Source organism: Sinorhizobium sp. CB7, from assembly GCF_041357635.1.
Lineage (GTDB): Bacteria > Pseudomonadota > Alphaproteobacteria > Rhizobiales > Rhizobiaceae > Rhizobium.
Genome location: NZ_JAULLL010000011.1, coordinates 130,715 through 150,161, shown reverse-complemented (window position 1 = coordinate 150,161; position 19,447 = coordinate 130,715). Strand labels below are relative to the sequence as shown.

The window sequence follows — 19,447 nt, the reverse complement described above, 5'->3', positions numbered from 1 at the left end:
GACCTCCCAATTCGCTTGAGCCTGGCCTACTGGTCGTAGCTAACGACCAGATTGTCGGTGAGCGGGAAGCACTGGCACGTGAGAACGTAACCTTGACGGACCTCGTAATCCTCCAGGGCATGATTGACTTCCATCTCGACCTCACCTTCGAGGACCTTTGCTCGGCAAGTCGAACAGACCCCGGCTTTGCAGGCGTAGGGGGCGTCCAATTTGTTTTCGAGCGCAGCGTCAAGCAGATTCTGACCATGCTTCGGGAAGTTGAATGTTCGCGTTGCACCGTCCAGGGTGATCGTGGCCCGACACGTCGCTGCATGGTCGGCACCGGTTGCAGAGACGGCCTTTTGCCGCGCCCGGCCGGGCTGCGAGGATGCGAAAAGCTCGAACTTGATCTGATCGTCACGAAGGCCGCGCTCTTTCAGTGATCCCGCGATGGCCAACATCATGGGCTCCGGGCCACAGATGAAAGCCGTCGTGACCGATGTAATGTCAATCCATCCCTTGAACAGCGCTGCACACTTCTGCGCATCCACACGACCAGTGAACAGGTCGATGTCTTGCGCTTCGCTTTCCAGGACGTGCAGAACTGAAAGTCTGCCAAGGTAGATGTTTTTCAGGTCTTCCAGCTCTTCACGGAACATGATCGAGCTGATTTGTCGGTTCGCGTAGACCAGAGTGAACCGGGCCTTCGGCTCCCGAGACAGAACGGTTTTGATGATCGAGAGAACCGGAGTGATGCCGCTTCCTCCCGCAAAGCCGAGGTAATGGCGCGGTTCATCGGGGTCGAGAGCAGTGAAAAACGTTCCCATCGGAGGCATGGCTTCAAGGATGTCGCCAGCCTTCAAATTCTCATTCACCCAGGTGGAGAAGGCGCCGCCATCAACGCGCTTGATGCCTACCTTAAGGACACCCTCGTCCTTGCCAGCACAAATCGAATAAGACCGGCGAAGTTCTTCTTCCTCGAACTTTCGGCGAAATGTCAGATATTGCCCCTGGGTGAAGTCGAAGATGGAGCGATCTTCGTCGGAGGGCTTGAGTGTCACGACGACGGCATCTCGCGTCTCGCGGCGGACGTCGGTTACAGTAAGCGAATGAAATCTTGCCATATGCCAGGCCTCGGGTCAGATGCACTTGAAGTAGTCAAAGGGTTCGAGACAATCGCTACAGCGGTAGCTCGCCTTGCAAGGCGTGGAACCGAATTGGCTGACCTTCTCGGTGTTGGTCGATCCGCAACGCGGACAAGCAATTGTCAGGTTCGAGCGGCCTGAAATCCGATCAATCCGTTTCATCAGCACGCCATCGGCAGCCGTGCCATCAATTGGCGGCGCGATCCCATACGTCCGGAGTTTTTCGCGGCCTTCGGTCGTGATCCAGTCCGTGGTCCACGCAGGAGAAAGCCTGCGCTCAAGTCGAACCTTATCAAGCCCCTTCTCAGTCAGAGCACGCTCGATGTCGACGTTGATGATCGACATTGCGGGACACCCCGAGTAGGTTGGAGTTACCGTGACGACCAGTTCATCTTCCCGCCATTCGACATCGCGAACGATGCCGAGTTCGGTCAGCGAAATGATTGGAATCTCCGGGTCAGGCACGCCCGAAAGCCAGCGCCAAACCTCTTCAACTGAAGGACGAACTGCCGTGGCCAAGAGCGCCTCCTACCAGACCGCGCCCGGATAGGCCCGCTGAAGAAACTGCATTTCCGTGAGAATGAAGCCGAGATGCTCGGTATGGACGCCACGGCGGCCGCCCTTGTGCATATACCCATCGTCCGGCTTCTTGAGTCTCGCCTCGGAAAGCGTCTCAGAGACGATCTCATCCCACCCCAACTTCAAGCTTTGCGGATGTGGGATGACACCAGCGGCCGACAGGCTCTGCTCGACGTCATCGCTTGCAAACATCTCGCCTGTGTAGGGCCAGAGGTCGTTGAGAGCCTCCTGCATTCGTCGATGGCTCTCGTCGGTCCCGTCACCTAAACGAATGACTACGTCTCGGCTGCGTTCAAGGTGATACGCAACTTCCTTGAATGTCTTCTCCGCGATTTCCGCGATCCTTCGTTCGCTGGAATTCTGAAGGGCTTTCATGAGCAGGCAGTGCGCGGAATCGAAGAGGAACTGACGCATCAGCGTCTTCCCAAAGTCGCCATTTGGTCGTTCGACAAGCAGGATGTTCCGGAACTCGTAGCCGTCACGCAGGTACGCCAAGTCATCAGCGGACCTGCCCTTCCCTTCGATTTGACCCGCCAGACCAAGCCAAAGCTGTGTCTGCCCAATGAGGTCGAGGGCCGTGTTCGACAGCGCGATGTCCTCCTCCAATGCCGGAGAATGCCCGCACCACTCCGATACCCGATGACCGAGAATCAAAGCGTTGTCGCCTAGACGGACAAGGAACTCGAAAAGAGCGGCCTGGTCGACCGCTGGTTTGAGGTCGCATTCCATCACATGTGCCCCACTTCGTCCGGAATTTCGAAGAACGTCGGGTGACGGTAGACCTTAGAGTTCGACGGATCGAACAATGGACCCTTTTCGGAAGGTGCACTGGCCGTGATGTCGCTGGACTTTACGACCCAGATACTGATGCCCTCATTGCGACGCGTATAAACATCGCGGGCGTTGTGTACGGCCATTTCCGCATCGGGAGCGTGCAAGCTTCCGACATGGCGGTGATTTAGACCGTGTTGACCACGGATGAAGACTTCCCAAAGAGGCCATTCGTTGGACATGTTCCTATCTCCCATTTGTGCCCACAGGCCTCACTCAGCTGCGATCTTTGAAGCGGTTCGATGGTCTGCCATCTTGTTGGCATGAGCGGTCAATCCATCTCGGAACCATGCTCCGTCATCCCACGCCTTCTTCCTCGCGTTGAGGCGCTCTGCATTGCAGGGACCGTTGCCCGCGATGACGTTGAAGAATTCTTCCCAGTCGGGTTCGCCGAAATCGTAGCCGCCCTTTTCCTCGTTCCACTTGAGGTCCGGATCAGGAACAGTGAGACCGAGGTATTTGGCTTGCGGCACTGTCTGATCGACGAATTTCTGGCGAAGCTCATCGTTCGAGTTCTGCTTGATCTTCCATGCCATGGACTGAGCCGAATGGACGGAGGCGTCATCGGAGGGGCCGAACATCATAAGCGACGGCCACCACCAGCGATTCAATGCATCCTGAACCATCGCCTTTTGCGCCGGCGTGCCCTTCACCATGCGCATGAGCGCGTCATAACCCTGCCGCTGGTGAAAGCTCTCCTCTTTGCAGATGCGGATCATGGCCCGCGAATACGGACCATAGGAACAGCGCTGCAAGGGAACCTGGTTCATGATGGCCGCGCCATCGACCAGCCACCCGATGGTTCCAATGTCAGCCCACGTCAGCGTCGGATAGTTGAAGATCGACGAGTATTTTGCCTTCCCCGAATGGAGCTGCTCGTACATCTCGTCGCGGGAAACCCCGAGAGTTTCAGCCGCACAGTAGAGGTATAGACCATGGCCAGCCTCGTCCTGAACTTTCGCCAGAAGAATGGCTTTACGTTCGAGGGTCGGAGCACGAGTGATCCAGTTTCCCTCAGGCAGCTGCCCGACAATTTCAGAATGAGCATGCTGGCTGATTTGACGAACCAATGTCTTACGGTATCCCTCCGGCATCCATTCCTTCGGTTCGATCTTCTGGCCTGCGTCGACGCGCTCCTGGAAGCCACGCTCAACAGGATCCATCTCGTCGAGAGACCTGACCCGAGCCACGTCGGTCTTTACCATCTGTGCATACATGGTCTTTCCTCCTGGTTCGCGCGTCAGACGCGCTCGATGATCATCGCAATGCCCTGACCGACGCCAATGCACATCATGCAGAGAGCGTAACGACCGCCTTGACGGTGGAGCTGGTACGCTGCCGTGGTCACAAGGCGTGCACCGCTCATTCCCAATGGGTGCCCCATAGCAATCGCACCTCCATTCGGATTGACGTGCGAGGCGTCATCCGGAAGGCGAAGGTCGCGGAGAACAGCAAGCGCTTGGGAAGCAAAGGCTTCATTCAGCTCAATGACATCCATTTGATCGAGGGTGAGCCCAGCTTTTTCGAGAACGCGACGAGCTGCCGGGGCCGGGCCAACACCCATGATACGGGGTTCGACGCCTGCTGCGGCCATCGCTACTACGCGGGCTTGAGGCGTCAAACCCTGAGCCTTTGCCATCGCTTCACTCGCAATCAGCAGAGCGCCCGCGCCATCGTTGACGCCAGAAGCGTTTCCTGCTGTCACCGTAAGATCATGACCATTGACGCCCCTCAACTTGGCCAGCTGGTCAGGTGTTGTGCCCGGCCTCGGATGTTCATCGCGGTCAACGATGATCGGGTCGCCCTTCCTCTGCGCGACAGATACAGGGATGATCTCGTCAGCGAATATTCCTGCCTCTTGGGCGGCCGACCAGCGCGCCTGGCTCCTGGCCGCGAAGGCGTCCTGATCTTCCCGGCTCACATGAAAATCGGCAGCGACGTTGTCGGCCGTCTCAGGCATTGAATCGACGCCGAAAGCCTTCTTCATCTTGGGGTTCACGAAGCGCCATCCGATTGTCGTATCGTAAACAGCGTTGGAACGAGAAAACGCCGATTCCGCTTTCGGCATGACGAACGGCGCACGGCTCATGCTTTCTACGCCACCAGCAATGACAAACTCACAGTCGCCGGACCTGATCGCACGCGCCGCCATGCCCACAGCATCCATTCCCGAGCCGCAAAGGCGGTTAATCGTCGTTCCGGGAACGGTAACCGGCATGCCAGAGAGAAGCACGGCCATACGCCCGACATTGCGGTTGTCTTCGCCCGCCTGATTGGCGCACCCGAAGATGAGATCGTCGACCTTAGCCCAATCGACCTGAGGGTTGCGGGCCATCAAAGCGGCCAAGGGGATCGCGGCCAAATCATCGGCACGTACCGACGACAGTAGACCGGCATAACGAGCAATCGGCGTTCGTATGGCGTCACAAATGTATGCTTGGCTCACGCCTTCCTCCTCGATGCGACAATGTCGGCAAATTTAACCGACCGTTCGGTCGCCTTATTAGCACCCGATATGTCACATTACAAATCAATTTTTTGGATTTCGTGTGACATTTGAAAGTCACAGCAGCGTAAACCTCAGCCGTAGATAGAAGACCGCCATGATGGAGGTAACTGGCTCTGAGAAAAGCCCGTGGATGGCGCCGCCGTCGAACACCGGGGGATCCAATAGACGAGCGGCCGTCACGCCGTTCCGGGAAAGGCGGGCAACCTCGGGCATCAGTCGTATTTCGATATGACTGCAACGCCGACAAGACGGTTTCGGTGCTTTTGAAGCAATTGTAAAAGCGCGCGGTCATCGGTGCCATAAACGCTAACCTGGACCAGGACGCCAAAATCGGCTCCTGCAACATCCAAAGCGTTGAGAAACTCGTTGTCGGTCATCGCCACGGGGGTGTAGGCCCGATCCTCGATGAAGGGGAAGACGTTCGGATCGCCGACGACATGCGCATGACAATCCCAAGTCGCCTTCGGCACGATATTGACTTTACGAGCAGATGGCGGGTGCGGTTTAAGCGCTATTTCATCTTGACCAACGTTGAGCATTGAAGACTGTCGCATTTTCGAACGCGAGAGTAATTGCAGATGGCGACCCGTCAATCATGCGGAAAATAATTTCACCACAGGAAACATGATGGCGAGATAGTCTAGGTCGAGTATGCCTGGAGTTGGTTTTCACGTGTCGTAGTGGCGTGCGTTTGCTGGAGCAACCGCCCGCCTTCGTTTACGAACATTAGACCAATTTGTCGATCAGCAGCTGCCGACCAATCCAGGTACCGCTTGGAAAACAGCCTCCGAGCCTGGATGCCGGGCCAATCGTCGGGCAACGCGGCAACGGGCAGGTTCGGATCGCGCAGCACGATAGATCGAAAATCATGTACCAGCAGGAGGCGCAGCGACAGCGCGTCTGGACCTGTCACTTGTCCGGTAGCCAACTTCGAGTATCGATCAATAAAGGTGCGGTAGGACTCTGCCAGCGGTGCTAAGGCAAAACGGTCCCCCGCGAACCTGCAAAGAAAAGCCTCGCCTTCGCTTATACTTGCATCGAATACGATCGCATTCGCATTCATCGTGGGTGGAAGGGGTCTCAGACCGACCAGCATGTCCCCGGTGAGGCGAGCATATCCATGCCGTTCAAGATCGCGAACTTCATCTTCGATGGCCACGCCGGTGAGGCAAATGAATCGCCACCGGTCATGATCGCCAGGAGAAAAGAGCTGTTGGGCGGCAAGCGAAAACTCAACCCGAGCCGAGGGGGTCAATCTGTAAAAGCTGCGTTTGCCCGACCGTTCGCCAACAAGCTGGCCGCCGCGAACGAGCCTCGAAACGGCTGTCCGAACCAAGGTCTCACTAATGCCCACTGCGCCGCAAACCTCGATCAAATTCCCGATCCAGACGACGCCGCCGCGAGGTTCCACAGCGTCGCCATAGACCGTCACGATAAAGCTGGCAGCTTTGATAGGCTTATCGTCTAAGAGGGCAGATACAGCCCTTTCCGCTGACGAATGTCTCTTGCTATTCTCTTCGGCCAATCGGCGGCGCTCCACGCGAGGATAAGCCATCCTCATAACGCCACGGCCATAGGAAATTCAAGATAAAGCGTCTTTCGCTAATACCGGCGAGGATATGATCCTCGCACATCGACCTGTGGATTGTCCTGCAAGAACAAGCGTAAGGGAGCGTCGTCCTGATGCCCCTGCGCCTCAACGAGATAGAAATGGCGGTCCAATGTGGATTTGGCCGGACGTTCGTAAACGGTCAGGACGTTGATATTTGCCCGAAACATGGAGGTCATGAATGGCGTAAAATCGCTGTCGTCCAACTCGACAACCATCGACGTTTTGTCGTTTCCCGTAGGTGCAGGCCCTATGCGGCCAAGCACCCACCATCGGGTGACATTATGCGGGCCTTCTTCGATATCATCGACGAGCGTAGCCAGTTTATAAATGTCTGCCCCAGTTCTGGGCCCGAATGATCCCTTATCGGCTATAGTGCTCTCCGCGACCAAGCTCGCCGCCCGCCCGCCCGTTGATACTTCGATGCGCCTTACATTCGGTAGCTCACGGTCAAGCCAAGGACGCACTTCTTCGAACGCGACCGGATGAGCATATACCTCTGCAAGGTCTTCGAGTTTCGTCCCAGGCTTCACTATAAGGCTGTAGCCGAGCATCTTTGGATACTCTGCAACGACGCGCATACCTTTCATCGAAAGCGCCAGGTCCATATAGGGCGTAATACCGACTATGGATGTGGTTACGGGAAGGCAGATGAGGTCTACCCTGCCCTCGTCGCATGCGCTTACCATCTCATCACGAGATAACGGCACCTTCTCGGCAAGGGGGAAAAGGTCGATACAAGCCTGATGCGTCCACGATCCAGCGGGTCCGAGGTAAGCGACCTTGCCGTGGAAGACCTTGAAATCTGCTGACATTGTGAGCCCGACACATCGATTGCGGAGATTGCGGTCCATAAAAGGTGGCGTCTCCGCCCCTCTTGTCTGGCCACCTACCGTAGGATTTGTGCCAGAAAGTCCTGCGCACGGGGCGTTCTTGGATTGCCAAAGAACTCTTCCGGCGAGGCTTCTTCGACAATCGATCCGCGGTCCATGAAGATGACGCGGTCGGCAACCTCACGAGCAAAGCCCATTTCATGAGTGACGCACACCATGGTCATACCGCCCTGCGCAAGACCGACCATCGTATCGAGAACTTCCTTGACCATCTCCGGGTCGAGCGCCGATGTCGGCTCGTCAAGAAGGAGGATTTTCGGCTTCATGCACATCGCGCGTGCAATCGCAACGCGCTGCTGCTGGCCGCCCGAAAGCTGTGAAGGGTACTTCAATGCCTGTTCTGCGATTCGCACCCTGCTAAGGAAATGCATCGCAACTTCCTTGGCATCCTGGCGGCTCATACCCTTTACTGACATCGGAGCGAGTAGACAGTTTTCCAACACGCTCATGTGCGGGAAGAGATTAAAGCTTTGGAACACCATTCCAACTTCACGCCGAATTTGGTCTCTGTTCGCTTTCACCTTGTCGAGGGGAATGCCGTTGACCACGATAGTACCAGCATCGTGGCTTTCGATCCCGTTCATGCAGCGGATTAGCGTGGACTTTCCAGAACCGGACGGCCCGCAGATTACGAGTTTTTCCCCCGAAGCGATCTCAAGATTAACATCACTCAAGGCCTGGAAGGGCCCGAAACGTTTGCCAACCCCTACGACCTTAATTTGGCCGGATTGTCCATTTTCGCCCGCCGTTTGTTCCTTAGCCAATGCACTGTTGGTCATATTCGGTTCCTTTCTCGTACCACCAAGCTCAAGCGTGAACAGCTTCAGTTTGCTGCAGGGGCGTGGGGTTGAGGGTTTTCATGTTTTCGAGCGAAAGGCGCTGCTCCAGCCGTCTCAACAACCATGAAAGGGTGGTCGTTATGCAGAAGTAGATTGCACCAGCTGTCAGGAAGATTTCGTACGGTGCATACGTGTTGGAGACTTCGAGGCGAGCAACCCCGGTGAGGTCCATGAGCGTGACAGTGCTGGCAAGCGACGTAGCCTTGACCGTCAAAATGATCTCGTTCTCGTAGGCTGGAAGGGCCGCGCGAATGGCGAGCGGGATCGTCACTTTCCTCTGCGTCTGGCACCAGGAAAGGCCTAGGGCGTAAGCTGCCTCCACGGGTCCCTTTGCGATCAGTCGGAGTGCACCCGAGATAATTTCGGCTGTATAAGCCGCCGAGTTCAAGCCCAGAGCGATGATCACACACCAAAATGGATCACGAAGAATCGGCCAAAGAGCAGAATTCCGAACGAAGCCGAGCTGTCCCATGCCGTAATAGACCAGGAACACCTGCAAGAGTGACGGGATGCCCCGGATAAGCAGGATGTACGTGTTGGCCGCTCCGTGGAGCCATACGCTCTGAGCGTTGCGAGCGTATGCAATCGGGATCGCCAGGATCATGCCCAGCAAAAGGATAAGGATGGCAAGTTTGCCGGTCAGCCCAACGCCTTCGATGAGCTTTGGGAAGGCATCAGACATCAATTGAAAGTCAAGCATCTCTGGCCTCCTTATGCAAAGCCGCGATCAGCTCGCTTACGAGCGTATCGGAGGCCCAAAGTCGCCACACCCGTCAAAATCAAGTAGATGACGGCAGCCGCGGAGTAGACGTAGAATGGCAGGCGTGTCGCTCCCGATACGACGGAGGAAGCACGCAGAAGCTCTTCCAAGCCAATAACCGAGATCAGCGATGTCTGTTTAAGAAGAATGATGGACAGATTGCCGAAGCCCGGGAGCGCAAGCCGCCAGGCCTGGGGCATCACAATCTTGATGAAACAGACCTTGCTGCTCAACCCGAGAGCCATTGCCGCTTCGGTTTGTCCACGTGGGACCTGGCGGATGGCACCGCGAATGATGTCACTCGCATAGGCGCCAAAAATGAAGGCCAACGCGCAGACACCCGCTGTGAACCCGTTCACGTCGACGTAGTCGCCGGTCAGTTTCGTGAGGGCAACCGTGCTTCCGAAATAGATCAGGTAGATGATGATCAGGTCGGGAACGCCCCGAACAATCGCCGTGTAAGCCTCCACGGCATATCGAAAGGGACGGCTCGCATAGGTTTTAACCGCGCCAAGGAACACCCCCAGCACCGTGCCCACAATCAGCGCCGCTATGGTCACGGCGACACTGACCATCGCTCCGTTGAGAAGCTGAATGCCGTATCCTGAAAAAACAGTCATACCGCCTCCCTTTCCGCGCTAAAGCGAGCGCCTTTTTCAGTGAGGAGACGGCGGATCGGCGCGTTCTTAAACGCCTGCAAGTTCCCATCCGACGTGCGCTCGCGGGCGTATACGATCCAGACGTCGTCCGGTGAGCCAATGATCTCGTCGACCCGCACGCGGTCGGGAAATTGCTCAGCATATTCCAGATAAACGAGCGCCGAGTCATACGCGCCGTTCAATAGGTTGTCGAAGATGATCGGGAGCGAGACGCCAGGGATAAGGGTCTCCCACTTGTCGTGATCTATGTAGCTCTCGGTCGCAGGAGACAACAGTCCGATGGTCTTGGGATTTTCAATGTCTTTGCGGGTCAGAACAGCAAGTTCTTTGCTGCGAGAGATGAAGGAATCGACAGCAAACATCTTATTGAAATGGGCTCCCATGGTCTCCGGAGTTTCCGGATGGACGGCGCATTGCACCACAAAATCAAAATCACCATTCAGAAGACCTTTGGTTGCCACGTCAAAGTTCGGAACCAGTTCGATCCGTGCGTTTTCAATCCCATGAAAACGAATATATTCGTTGGTCACGCGTTCGTGGTTCGTCCCTTTCGGGCCGAAGGTAGCGAAAGTGATCATTTGGGCACCTATCAAAAAAACAGATGAAGCGGCGATCTGATCGCCGCTTCGCTGGACGTCGTTTGCCTTACATCAGCTTGAACTTGAAATACTTGGAGGTGATCTGGTCGTATTTGCCGTTGGCGAAGATCGCATCGAGCGCCGCGTTCACCTGTTTCAGAAGCTCGGTGTCATCCTTGCGCAACGCAATGGCATTGCCCTCACCCAGAACGCCGCCAGAGTATTCCTGGCCTACGAGACCAAAATTCGCAGCTTCAGGAGTTGCAAGGAAGCCGACCATCGACGTAACGCGGTTTGCCATCATCAGGTCGACGCGACCAGCGATGAGGTCCATCTCAGGATCGGTCGTCTTGTCGTAGCGTACGATTTCCGAGTCCTTGTAGTTGTCGGTCAGGAAAGTGTCCTGGCTGCTGCCGCGCTGAACACCAATACGCTTGCCCGCCAGAGCGGCGGGGGAGGTGTCGGGATAGGTGCCCTTGGCGGCAACAAACTGGCTGGTCGTGTTTTTGTACTTCTTCGAGAACGCAACCTGCTGCTTGCGCTTCTCGGTTACCGTCATGCTCGCGACGATCATGTCGTACTTCTTCGCATTCAGGCCTGGGATGATACCGTCCCATTCCTGAGCGACGATTTCACACTTGACCTTCATTTCTTCGCAAAGCGCGTTGGCGATATCGACGTCCCAGCCAGTCAATTTTCCCTGTTCGTCGACGAAGCTCCAAGGCGCGTAGGTGCCCTCGGTGGCGATGCGGAGATCACGGGCCATGACGGTGGTCGAGAGAGCGCCAAGCGCTACGACCGACATTGCCAAGACGGACTTGAGTTTTCGGAATTCCATCATTTTCGTTCCCTCTTTTTTTGGCTCGTCATTGAGCTGTCATGAATTGTTTGCCGTTCACCCCGTCCGGTCAATCTGACCACAAATATTTTCATCACAGGAAATCGAACGACAGCTATTGGAGGGTTAGAGGGCGGTGTTAATTATGCTGCTCCTAAGGCTTATATGGCTAATTTAAAGTAGAATATCATCAAGAGTTCACGACGTGAAAATCCAGCTTCGCTGCTTAGAACCGTCGTTCGTCATAGCAAGGCAGAGCGAAAAAAGTGATGAAGTCCGGTAGTTAGACCGGCAGAGCTGTGGTGTATTTTACCGCTTTCAGCGCGAAGTGGGAGGATGAGGTTAGGACAGCATCGTGGGTCAGGATGCCCTTCATGAGTAGTGTTTCATACTCACGGACATCGCCGACGACTGCCCGTATCAGATAGTCCCACTCACCCGACATCGAGTAACATTCCAGCACTTCCCGATGGCTGTCTATGAACCGTTCGAAGTCACGTCGTGCGCCAGGATCATGTGATTTCATCCGCACCTGGCAAAACACGTTGAGGCCTTTGTCGATAGCATCAGCATCCACCAGTCGCACTGTCTTGGTCAGCACCCCCGCCTCTTCGAGCTTTGTAATCCGTCTCCAGCAAGACGCGGCGGAGGCCCCTACTTTTTGTGCGAGCTGTGCCTGACTGATATCGCCCTGCTCCTGCACAGCTCTGAGGATTGCTCTATCGACCGAGTCTAGCGTGATCTTTTCCATTCACGTTTCCCCGCATCTGTGAACGATCTATTTCATTTCCTACACCAAACCGGCCAACATTGAAAGGAATCCCGCGCCCGATTTTAATATCCTGTTCCGAACGAATTTCGGAAGGACGACATGGATCACGTCGCTATCAAATCGCACGAGCGAAACTCACCAGATGAGCAAATCGACTGGCGCAAAGCCGCATACTACCTTCAGCTCTCTCGGGCTCTCGATGAAATGGAAGAGACGCGCCTCGTCCCGGAGAAGAAGGTCCTTTATCAATTTTCCGCTCGCGGACATGACATGGCTCAAATTCTTTTGGGCATGCAGCTGACCGGATCGCACGATGCTACTTGCGGATATTACCGCTCCCGGCCCCTTCTCCTGTCTCTTGGCGTCGATCCTGTTGATGCGCTTGGCTCCGCGATGGGCCGCGCGGGCGGATACTCAGACGGCCGCGACATCGGTGTAGTATTCAATTATCCCAACCTCTCGGGTGCATCCGCGCTCCCGATGTGCGGTGGCGTTGGAGCGCAATACACGCCCACTGCAGGCTGGGCCCAGGCGATGAACTACTATGCCAAGACGCTTGGAAAAGCCGAATATGCGAAGGACATCGGGGTGGTGCTCGGTGGCGACGGGTCGGTTGCCTCGAACGGCTTTTGGGCGGCGATCACCGCCGCCACAACTCAATCGCTCCCGATGTTGTTCTACATCGAGGACAACGGCTTCGGCATCTCCGTTCCTTCAACCGTCCAGACGCCGGGCGGGAATATCGCTGCCAACCTGGCGAGCTGGAAAAATCTTAAAATCTTCGACGGTGATGGCTGCGACCCGGCAGCCGCCGCTCGCCTTACTCAAGAAGCTGTTGCGTTTGTGCGCGATCAGCGCAAGCCAGCCATGCTGCGACTGACCGTTCCACGCCTGCAAGGACATAGTTTCCAGGATACTCAGACCTACAAGAGCGAAGACACGGTAAAACAGGAGTGGGATCGTGATCCCTTCCCCCGTTTGAAAGAATATCTTGTCCCGGCTGTCATGACAGCTGACGAGTGGGACGAAACAGAAAGCAGTGCACGACAGGCTGCCGAAATGGCTCGGGAAGCCGCTGAAGCCCGACCTGTAGCCGACCCTTCGACCCTTACGAATAATGTTTTCTTTAGTGGCGAAATGCAGGTCATGGGTGGTCAGCACCGTGACGGTTATGTCGCGCCGCAGAGCACCGAGACGCCTGAGCCATCCGGCGCGCGGATGAACATGGTCACCGCGATCCGAAAGACACTTGATCATGAGATGTCAATCAACGAACGCGTCGTGATCTTCGGTGAGGATATCGGCCCCAAGGGCGGCGTTCATGCCGTTACGCTTGGTCTTCAGGAGAAATTCGGCATCGAGCGCGTGTTCGACACCTCCCTGTCAGAAGAAGGCATCATCGGTCGCGCCGTCGGCATGGCTCTTGCTGGCCTTGTACCCGTGCCCGAAATTCAGTTCCGCAAGTACGCTGAACCGGCGACGGAACAGTTGAATGACTGTGGTACCATCCGCTGGCGCACAAATAACCGCTTCGCCGCACCCATCGTCGTGCGCATGCCTGGTGGTTTCTTCAAGTGCGGCGACCCTTGGCACAGTCAGACGAACGAGGTCGCTTTTGTGCACCAGCCCGGCTGGAAAGTCGCGGTCCCCTCGAACGCAGAGGATGCGGTAGGGCTGCTTCGCACATCGCTGCGGGGCAATGATCCCGTTATCTTCTTCGAACATCGCGCCATGCTTGACCACGCTTGGGCTCGACGCCCCTACCCTGGCGACAACTTCACACTGCCGTTCGGGAAAGCGAAATTCACCCGCACCGGCAACGACATCACCATCGTAACATGGGGTGCTATGGTCCAACGTTGTGAGGAGGCGGCAGAAGGTATCTCAGCTGATGTGATCGACCTTCGCACGCTGATGCCTTGGGATCAGGACGCTGTCCTGACCTCGGTGAGGAAGACGCGGCGTTGCCTCATTGTTCACGAGGATCTGGGATCGGCTGGTTTCGGCGCTGAAATCTCTGCCGTTGTCGCCGACAGAGCTTTCATGGACTTAGATGCCCCCGTTTCCCGCCTCACCATGCCGGATATCCCCAGCCCGCATAACCCTATCCTTCTAGACTGGGCGGTTCCTTCGGTCGAACGAATCTCCAAACGTATCAACGAGCTTCTGGAGTTCTAAGTATGGCCGACGTAATTGATATCCTTGCTCCTATTGAGCAGGAAGGGACCAAGGCCGTTGTTCGGAACTGGCTGAAGCAGATTGGTGACAACGTCGTTGAAGGCGATGCGCTGGTTGAGCTGGAAACCGACAAGGTAACGCAAGAGGTACCTGCCCCTTGCGACGGCATTCTGACCGAGATCACTATGACCAATGGCGTTGACGCGACGCCAGGCTCGATCCTTGGCCGCCTCACATGCGGTAGCGCTTCGGTGATGCCGACGGCAGCAGCAACCAGCCCAGTGGTTGTAGTCGCGGAAGTAACACCGAACGAGCACTACTCACCAGCAGTGAGACGGGCTGCATCGGAATATGGCATTGATCCGTCAACGGTTAGCGGCACCGGCAAGGGCGGACGCGTGACCAGAGCCGATATGGACCTAGCCAACGAAGGGAAGCCCAAAAAGGCTGTGGCACCGGTCGCAGCACCTCTTGCTACGGTCGCTCCTGTGCAAGCAGGCGCCACTTCACCAACTCCCGCCCAGGTCATGGGCTTGGAGACCGGCTCCTCTCGTAAGGTGCCGCACTCATCAATGCGCCTGGCCATCGCCAAGCATATGTCGCACTCCCTTTCGACAGCGCCTCAGGTCACTGCGGTGTTCGAAGCGGACTTCACAGCGATTGCGCGCCATCGCGACGCAAACAAGTCTCATATGAAGGCTGAGGGCGTCAATCTATCGTACACTGCGTACATCGTGGCTGCGTGCGTCGCCGCCGTGAAGGTAGTGCCCGAGATCAACAGCCAGTGGCACGACGAAAGTCTTGAGGTTTTCGGAGACGTCAACATTGGCGTCGGCACCGCGCTGGGAGACAAGGGCTTGGTAGTCCCTGTGATCCGGCAGGCCCAGCACCTGTCCCTGCAGGGTATAGCAGCTCGTCTGCAGGACATGACAAATAAGGCGCGGTCCAACACGTTGAAAGGCGATGACCTCAAGGGTGGGACGTTCACCATCTCCAACCACGGCGTTTCAGGTTCCCTGCTGGCAGCTCCAATTATCATCAATCAGCCCCAATCGGCGATTCTCGGAGTGGGCAAGCTGGAAAAACGGGTCGTCGTCCGCGAAGTCGATGGTGTCGATACCATCCAGATTCGCCCGATGGCTTATGTATCTCTGACGATTGACCATCGCTCCCTTGACGGTCACCAGACCAATACGTGGCTAACGGAATTCGTGCGGACGCTGGAGACATGGTCCTGATGAGCGCCAAGTATGATTTCGACGTCATCGTTATCGGTGGCGGACCAGGCGGCTACGCCTGCGCGATCCGGGCCGCTCAGTTTGGTTTGAAGACCGCATGCGTAGAGGGCCGAGAGACATTGGGTGGCACCTGCCTGAACGTGGGTTGCATACCGTCGAAGGCATTGCTCAACGCTTCGCACTTTTATCACGCGGCAGCCCATGGCACCTGGTCCAGCTTCGGAATAAAAGCCGAAAGCGTCTCACTCGATCTGCCGACGATGATGTTGCAGAAGGACGAGACGGTCCGCAGCCTTACCAACGGTATCGAGTTCCTGTTCAAGAAGAATAAAGTGGAGCTGCTACATGGCTGGGCGCGGTTCGAAGACGCTCATGCAATTTCAGTCTCAGGAAAACGTCACACTGCGAAATCCATAATTATCGCGACAGGGTCAGACCCCTCACCCTTCCGTTCGGTTGAGATCAACAACGACGGCGGCGTCGTGGTCGACTCTACGGGAGCGCTTACTCTAAAATCCGTTCCAAAACGTCTCATAGTTGTAGGTGGCGGAGTGATTGGTCTCGAACTCGGCTCCGTTTGGAGCAGGCTTGGTGCGGAGGTGACAGTCCTGGAATACCTGGACGAGATTTTACCTGGAATGGACAGCGACGTTCGCAAGACGATGAGGCAACTGCTGCAGAAGCAAGGCTTCAAGATCAGAACATCGGTTGAAGTCCAGACCATCGACCGGGCTGACTTCTCTGCGAAAGTCTCTTTTAAAGAAAAAGGGAAGCTCGAAGAGATCGAGGCCGATACCGTTCTTATCGCCACCGGACGGCGTCCCAACACTTCTGAGCTCGGGCTTGAGATCGTCGGCATAACGATCGACGAGCGCGGCTTTATCCCCGTTGACCACGTGGCGAGAACCGCAATCGAGGGCGTTTACGCCATCGGCGATGTCACCTCTGGCCCGATGCTGGCGCACCGTGCCGAGGACGACGGCATCGCGCTGGCTGAACGTCTGGCGGGCATACCACGCGACGTTAATCACGACGTCATTCCTGCTGTGGTTTATACAGACCCAGAGGTCGCCAGTGTTGGTCTAACGGAGGACGCTCTCAAGTTGTCGGGTCGATCCTACAAAGTTTCAAAATTTCCGATGGTCGCCAACAGCCGAGCAAAGGCGAATCGGGAGACCGATGGTTTTGTCAAACTGATCGCGGACGAAATGACTGATGTCGTTTTGGGGGCGCACATCATCTCTTCGGTCGCTGGGACGATGATTGGCCAGATAGCCCAAGCCATGGAGTTTGGCGCAACAGCCGAGGACGTGGCATACACTTGTCATGCCCATCCGACGCACAGCGAAGCGATTAAGGAAGCCGCGCTCGGCATCGGCGGAAGTCCTATCCATGCTTGACGCGTTCGACGCCCCGCCAGCTCTTACTATGGACGCTAAAACACTCTACAGTGCATGGAAAATGGAGTAGGAAAGCCGTGCATGATGGAAAGAAGAAAGTCGTAGAGGGCAAACGCGTAAAGCGCGGTGCTCTTTCCATGATGATCCGTCCGAACACGCAGGATGAGGTCGACAAAAAGGCGACTCCATCCGCAAGCTCCTCCTCGTCCGTCAAAGCTCCCTCCGGTGAGGCTCTGGCCGTTGCTGTTGGCAAGGAGATCAAAAGTCTCCGGCTGAGCTTGGGCATGGCAGCCAATCAGTTGGCTGAAGCGGCAGGACTTTCCAACGGCATGCTATCGAAGATCGAACGCGGAACGACAACACCCTCCTTTGGAACATTGGTCGCCATTTCGGCTGCTCTTAAGGTCCCGGTCGCCCGCCTTTTTGCGAGCCACGAGCAACGTGCTGACTACTCCCTGGTTAGGGCCGGAAAAGGCATTTCGGTCCAGCGGCGGGGCTCGAAGGTCGGGCTAGACTATGAACTTCTCGGGCACCTGCTGTCAGGGGAGAAGTATGTTGAGCCATACCTTGTCACTCTGAGCAGCGACTCCAGTGTTAGCCCAGGGTTTCAGCACACCGGGATCGAGTTCATGTACGTCCTCGAAGGTTCGATGGTCTACCGGTATGCGGATGCCTTGGTTGAGTTGCGTCCCGGCGATACGATGGTGTTCGACGCAAATTCAATCCATGGCCATGAAAAGCTTATCAACGCGCCAGTAAAGTACCTGTCAGTGGTCTTTAATCTCCGCGCCTAGAACGACAGGCAGCTCATGTGGGAAAGCCGGAACGAACGCTCGCTCCGCTGCCTCTTTCATTTCGCCGAGGTGGTACAACAGCCTTCCAGTGAGTGCCACCGCGACCACAACAACGCCAATCAATAGGCCAATGTAAACGCCCGTTCCACCGTATCCTGCAGGACCTGATAGTATAAGGGACACCGGAAAGCCGAAAACCCAGTATCCGGTCAGGACCAGAAGCAGGGGTACAAAGGTATCGGACATGCCGCGTAGGACATTCGAAACGATACCTTGGACTGCGTCCACGAGCTGCATGGTCGCCACTATATACAAAAATAGCGTGGCTATCCTCACAACAGCATCGTTTTCGGCAACGGTGACGTCGATAAAGATGGAGATAAAAAGGCTCGGAAACATGGCGTACATGAGCCCAACACACAATCCCGTCCCGACGCCCAAACCTATTGCTACAAAGCACGCCCTTTGCATCGCGATCCAACTTCGCGCGCCGTAGGCCCAGCCAACGCGCACCATCGCCGCAACGCCGATCCCTGTCGGGATCGCAAATGCGAGACCGTTGAGCTGTCCCGACATAGCATAGGCAGCCAGCACAGCGTCGCCTTGATAACCCATCAGGAGAGAACTTGCGCTGAAGAATGCCACTTCGAGAAGGGTGGCTGCCCCAATAGGTGTCCCGACGATGGAGACTGCCTTGAGCGAAAGAAGGTCCATCCGGTGAAGACCGCGGTAGGGAGCAACAACGTTGGTGCGTGGATTCGATGAAATGTAGAACAGAAGCGCCACCGCGATGGCAAGATTGGCCAATGCCGTAGACAGGCCGATCCCAAACAGGCCGTATTGCCCTAAGCCCCAGACGTTCTCAACGATCAGGTAGCAGATGGCAAAGTTCAATGCGGCGCCGGCCACCAGGATCACCAAAGCCACAACAGTCTGGCCGTGTGCGGCAAGAAAATTTCTTGCCACAAGCATCACCATATAAGGTGGAAGCATGAAGCAAAGTGCTTTCGCAAACTCTCCTGCCTGCAGTGACAGCTCAGGAGACTGCCCCAGGAATTCAAGCGCCGTTCCCGTATTATAGAGCAGCGGAACCGCGAGACACGACAGGATTACGCTGAGCCACATACCCTGTTGGAAGAAGGCGCGACCGCCCGATTTATCCCCTGCCCCAATTGCCTGGGCCGTGAGCGGAGCCACAGCTGCCAAGATGCCGCCTGTGCACAGCAGTATCGGGTTAAGCATGGCCATTGCCAGCGTACCAGAGGCCAGTTCCTTCGCACCTAGATGGCCCATCATGACAACGTTGATGATGAGCATCAGACGCTGAGCGATTTGACCAAGGATGAGTGGCCAAGACAGCTTCGTCGTAGACCGGATTTCTTCAGGCCAAGTTTGTAGGCGGGCTACGGATCGAGCAGTCATGTCATGCATCACAAAAAAGCGAGACGCCTGCTGGCAGGGACGTCTCGCAAGGTGCGGGAGGAGATTTAGTTGCTGGCTACCCAGCTATTCCATTTGGACGTGAGATCTTCCTGACGATCCTGCCAGAAAAGCGTCGCCGTCTTTGTGAGTTCCCTTGTTCAGTTCCCATTGTTTTTTTCGATGCAGCCTTTTGGCCGATTTTTAGAGAGGTTACGGGAACCCGCCACGAGGTCAATTGTCTGGAAAATATTTTCCCGTCATGAAACTCACGGGCGGACCTCTGAGCATTTCATCACAGGAAAATATTTTCCTAACGATTGCCAGCGTCCGCTCTGATGCGTTTAACGTAGCGTGGACCAGGCGCTTCAGGAGGCAGCCTGAGCGTCCTTGCCGGCGTTGAGCGAAGGTGACCGGTTTCTTTATA

General features: G+C 56.0%; 20 protein-coding genes. 4 read left to right on the top strand and 16 right to left on the bottom strand.

What is annotated here, in order from left to right; genetic code table 11:
* Positions 1 to 26 precede the first annotated feature (26 nt).
* The 15 genes from AAE029_RS21470 to AAE029_RS21400 all read right to left on the bottom strand — a co-directional run bounded on the left by AAE029_RS21470 (position 27) and on the right by AAE029_RS21400 (position 11,970).
* Entirely contained in the window at positions 27 to 1,103 is a 1,077-nt protein-coding gene (locus AAE029_RS21470) for a 2Fe-2S iron-sulfur cluster-binding protein (RefSeq protein WP_371074926.1), read from the bottom strand.
* Positions 1,104 to 1,118: 15 nt separating this feature from the next.
* A complete protein-coding gene (gene paaD, locus AAE029_RS21465) occupies positions 1,119 to 1,643 on the bottom strand; it encodes a 1,2-phenylacetyl-CoA epoxidase subunit PaaD (RefSeq protein WP_371074925.1) in 525 nt (174 codons plus the stop codon).
* Positions 1,644 to 1,652: 9 nt separating this feature from the next.
* Positions 1,653 to 2,432, bottom strand: coding sequence for a 1,2-phenylacetyl-CoA epoxidase subunit PaaC (gene paaC / locus AAE029_RS21460; RefSeq protein WP_371074924.1), 780 nt, complete (start codon positions 2,430 to 2,432; stop codon positions 1,653 to 1,655).
* Complete coding sequence (gene paaB, locus AAE029_RS21455; protein WP_371074923.1) at positions 2,432 to 2,716, bottom strand: 1,2-phenylacetyl-CoA epoxidase subunit PaaB; 285 nt, start codon at positions 2,714 to 2,716, stop codon at positions 2,432 to 2,434. Before paaB ends, paaC begins: the two co-directional genes overlap by 1 nt.
* A gap of 30 nt (positions 2,717 to 2,746) precedes the next feature.
* On the bottom strand, positions 2,747 to 3,751 hold the full coding sequence (gene paaA, locus AAE029_RS21450; protein WP_371074922.1) for a 1,2-phenylacetyl-CoA epoxidase subunit PaaA: 1,005 nt from the start codon (positions 3,749 to 3,751) through the stop codon (positions 2,747 to 2,749).
* Between the two features lie 23 nt (positions 3,752 to 3,774).
* A complete protein-coding gene (pcaF, locus tag AAE029_RS21445; RefSeq protein WP_371074921.1) occupies positions 3,775 to 4,980 on the bottom strand; it encodes a 3-oxoadipyl-CoA thiolase in 1,206 nt (401 codons plus the stop codon).
* Between the two features lie 275 nt (positions 4,981 to 5,255).
* Positions 5,256 to 5,582, bottom strand: a complete 327-nt coding sequence (locus AAE029_RS21440) for a hypothetical protein (RefSeq protein WP_371074920.1) — start codon at positions 5,580 to 5,582, stop codon at positions 5,256 to 5,258.
* A gap of 101 nt (positions 5,583 to 5,683) precedes the next feature.
* Positions 5,684 to 6,568, bottom strand: a complete 885-nt coding sequence (locus AAE029_RS21435; RefSeq protein WP_371074919.1) for a PaaX family transcriptional regulator C-terminal domain-containing protein — start codon at positions 6,566 to 6,568, stop codon at positions 5,684 to 5,686.
* Between the two features lie 77 nt (positions 6,569 to 6,645).
* Complete coding sequence (locus AAE029_RS21430) at positions 6,646 to 7,506, bottom strand: prephenate dehydratase (RefSeq protein WP_371074918.1); 861 nt, start codon at positions 7,504 to 7,506, stop codon at positions 6,646 to 6,648.
* Between the two features lie 35 nt (positions 7,507 to 7,541).
* The gene (locus AAE029_RS21425; protein ID WP_371074917.1) at positions 7,542 to 8,324 is read right to left on the bottom strand and encodes an amino acid ABC transporter ATP-binding protein; all 783 of its coding nucleotides are present in this window, start codon (positions 8,322 to 8,324) and stop codon (positions 7,542 to 7,544) included.
* 28 nt (positions 8,325 to 8,352) lie between these two features.
* Complete coding sequence (locus tag AAE029_RS21420; RefSeq protein WP_371074916.1) at positions 8,353 to 9,084, bottom strand: ABC transporter permease; 732 nt, start codon at positions 9,082 to 9,084, stop codon at positions 8,353 to 8,355.
* Between the two features lie 11 nt (positions 9,085 to 9,095).
* The gene (locus tag AAE029_RS21415) at positions 9,096 to 9,764 is read right to left on the bottom strand and encodes an ABC transporter permease (RefSeq protein ID WP_371074915.1); all 669 of its coding nucleotides are present in this window, start codon (positions 9,762 to 9,764) and stop codon (positions 9,096 to 9,098) included.
* Positions 9,761 to 10,381: a hypothetical protein gene (locus AAE029_RS21410; RefSeq protein WP_371074914.1), complete on the bottom strand. Its 621-nt coding sequence runs from the start codon at positions 10,379 to 10,381 to the stop codon at positions 9,761 to 9,763. Before AAE029_RS21410 ends, AAE029_RS21415 begins: the two co-directional genes overlap by 4 nt.
* Before the next feature lie 67 nt (positions 10,382 to 10,448).
* Positions 10,449 to 11,222 (bottom strand): transporter substrate-binding domain-containing protein, encoded by a 774-nt coding sequence (locus AAE029_RS21405; protein WP_371074913.1) that lies wholly within the window; start codon positions 11,220 to 11,222, stop codon positions 10,449 to 10,451.
* 280 nt (positions 11,223 to 11,502) lie between these two features.
* Complete coding sequence (locus tag AAE029_RS21400; protein WP_371074912.1) at positions 11,503 to 11,970, bottom strand: Lrp/AsnC family transcriptional regulator; 468 nt, start codon at positions 11,968 to 11,970, stop codon at positions 11,503 to 11,505.
* Between the two features lie 120 nt (positions 11,971 to 12,090).
* On the opposite strand from AAE029_RS21400, the gene AAE029_RS21395 reads away from it, so the two are divergent.
* The 4 genes from AAE029_RS21395 (at position 12,091) to AAE029_RS21380 (ending at position 17,601) form a co-directional block, all read left to right on the top strand.
* On the top strand, positions 12,091 to 14,169 hold the full coding sequence (locus AAE029_RS21395) for a transketolase C-terminal domain-containing protein (protein ID WP_371074911.1): 2,079 nt from the start codon (positions 12,091 to 12,093) through the stop codon (positions 14,167 to 14,169).
* Positions 14,170 to 14,171: 2 nt separating this feature from the next.
* Positions 14,172 to 15,407, top strand: coding sequence for a dihydrolipoamide acetyltransferase family protein (locus AAE029_RS21390; RefSeq protein WP_371074910.1), 1,236 nt, complete (start codon positions 14,172 to 14,174; stop codon positions 15,405 to 15,407).
* Complete coding sequence (gene lpdA, locus AAE029_RS21385) at positions 15,407 to 16,807, top strand: dihydrolipoyl dehydrogenase (protein WP_371074909.1); 1,401 nt, start codon at positions 15,407 to 15,409, stop codon at positions 16,805 to 16,807. The genes AAE029_RS21390 and lpdA overlap by 1 nt, the downstream gene beginning before the upstream one ends.
* Positions 16,808 to 16,884: 77 nt before the next feature.
* On the top strand, positions 16,885 to 17,601 hold the full coding sequence (locus tag AAE029_RS21380) for a helix-turn-helix domain-containing protein (RefSeq protein ID WP_371074908.1): 717 nt from the start codon (positions 16,885 to 16,887) through the stop codon (positions 17,599 to 17,601).
* Here the strand turns inward: AAE029_RS21380 and AAE029_RS21375 are convergent.
* Entirely contained in the window at positions 17,575 to 19,023 is a 1,449-nt protein-coding gene (locus tag AAE029_RS21375; RefSeq protein ID WP_371074907.1) for an MATE family efflux transporter, read from the bottom strand. The genes AAE029_RS21380 and AAE029_RS21375 overlap by 27 nt on opposite strands.
* Positions 19,024 to 19,447 lie beyond the last annotated feature (424 nt).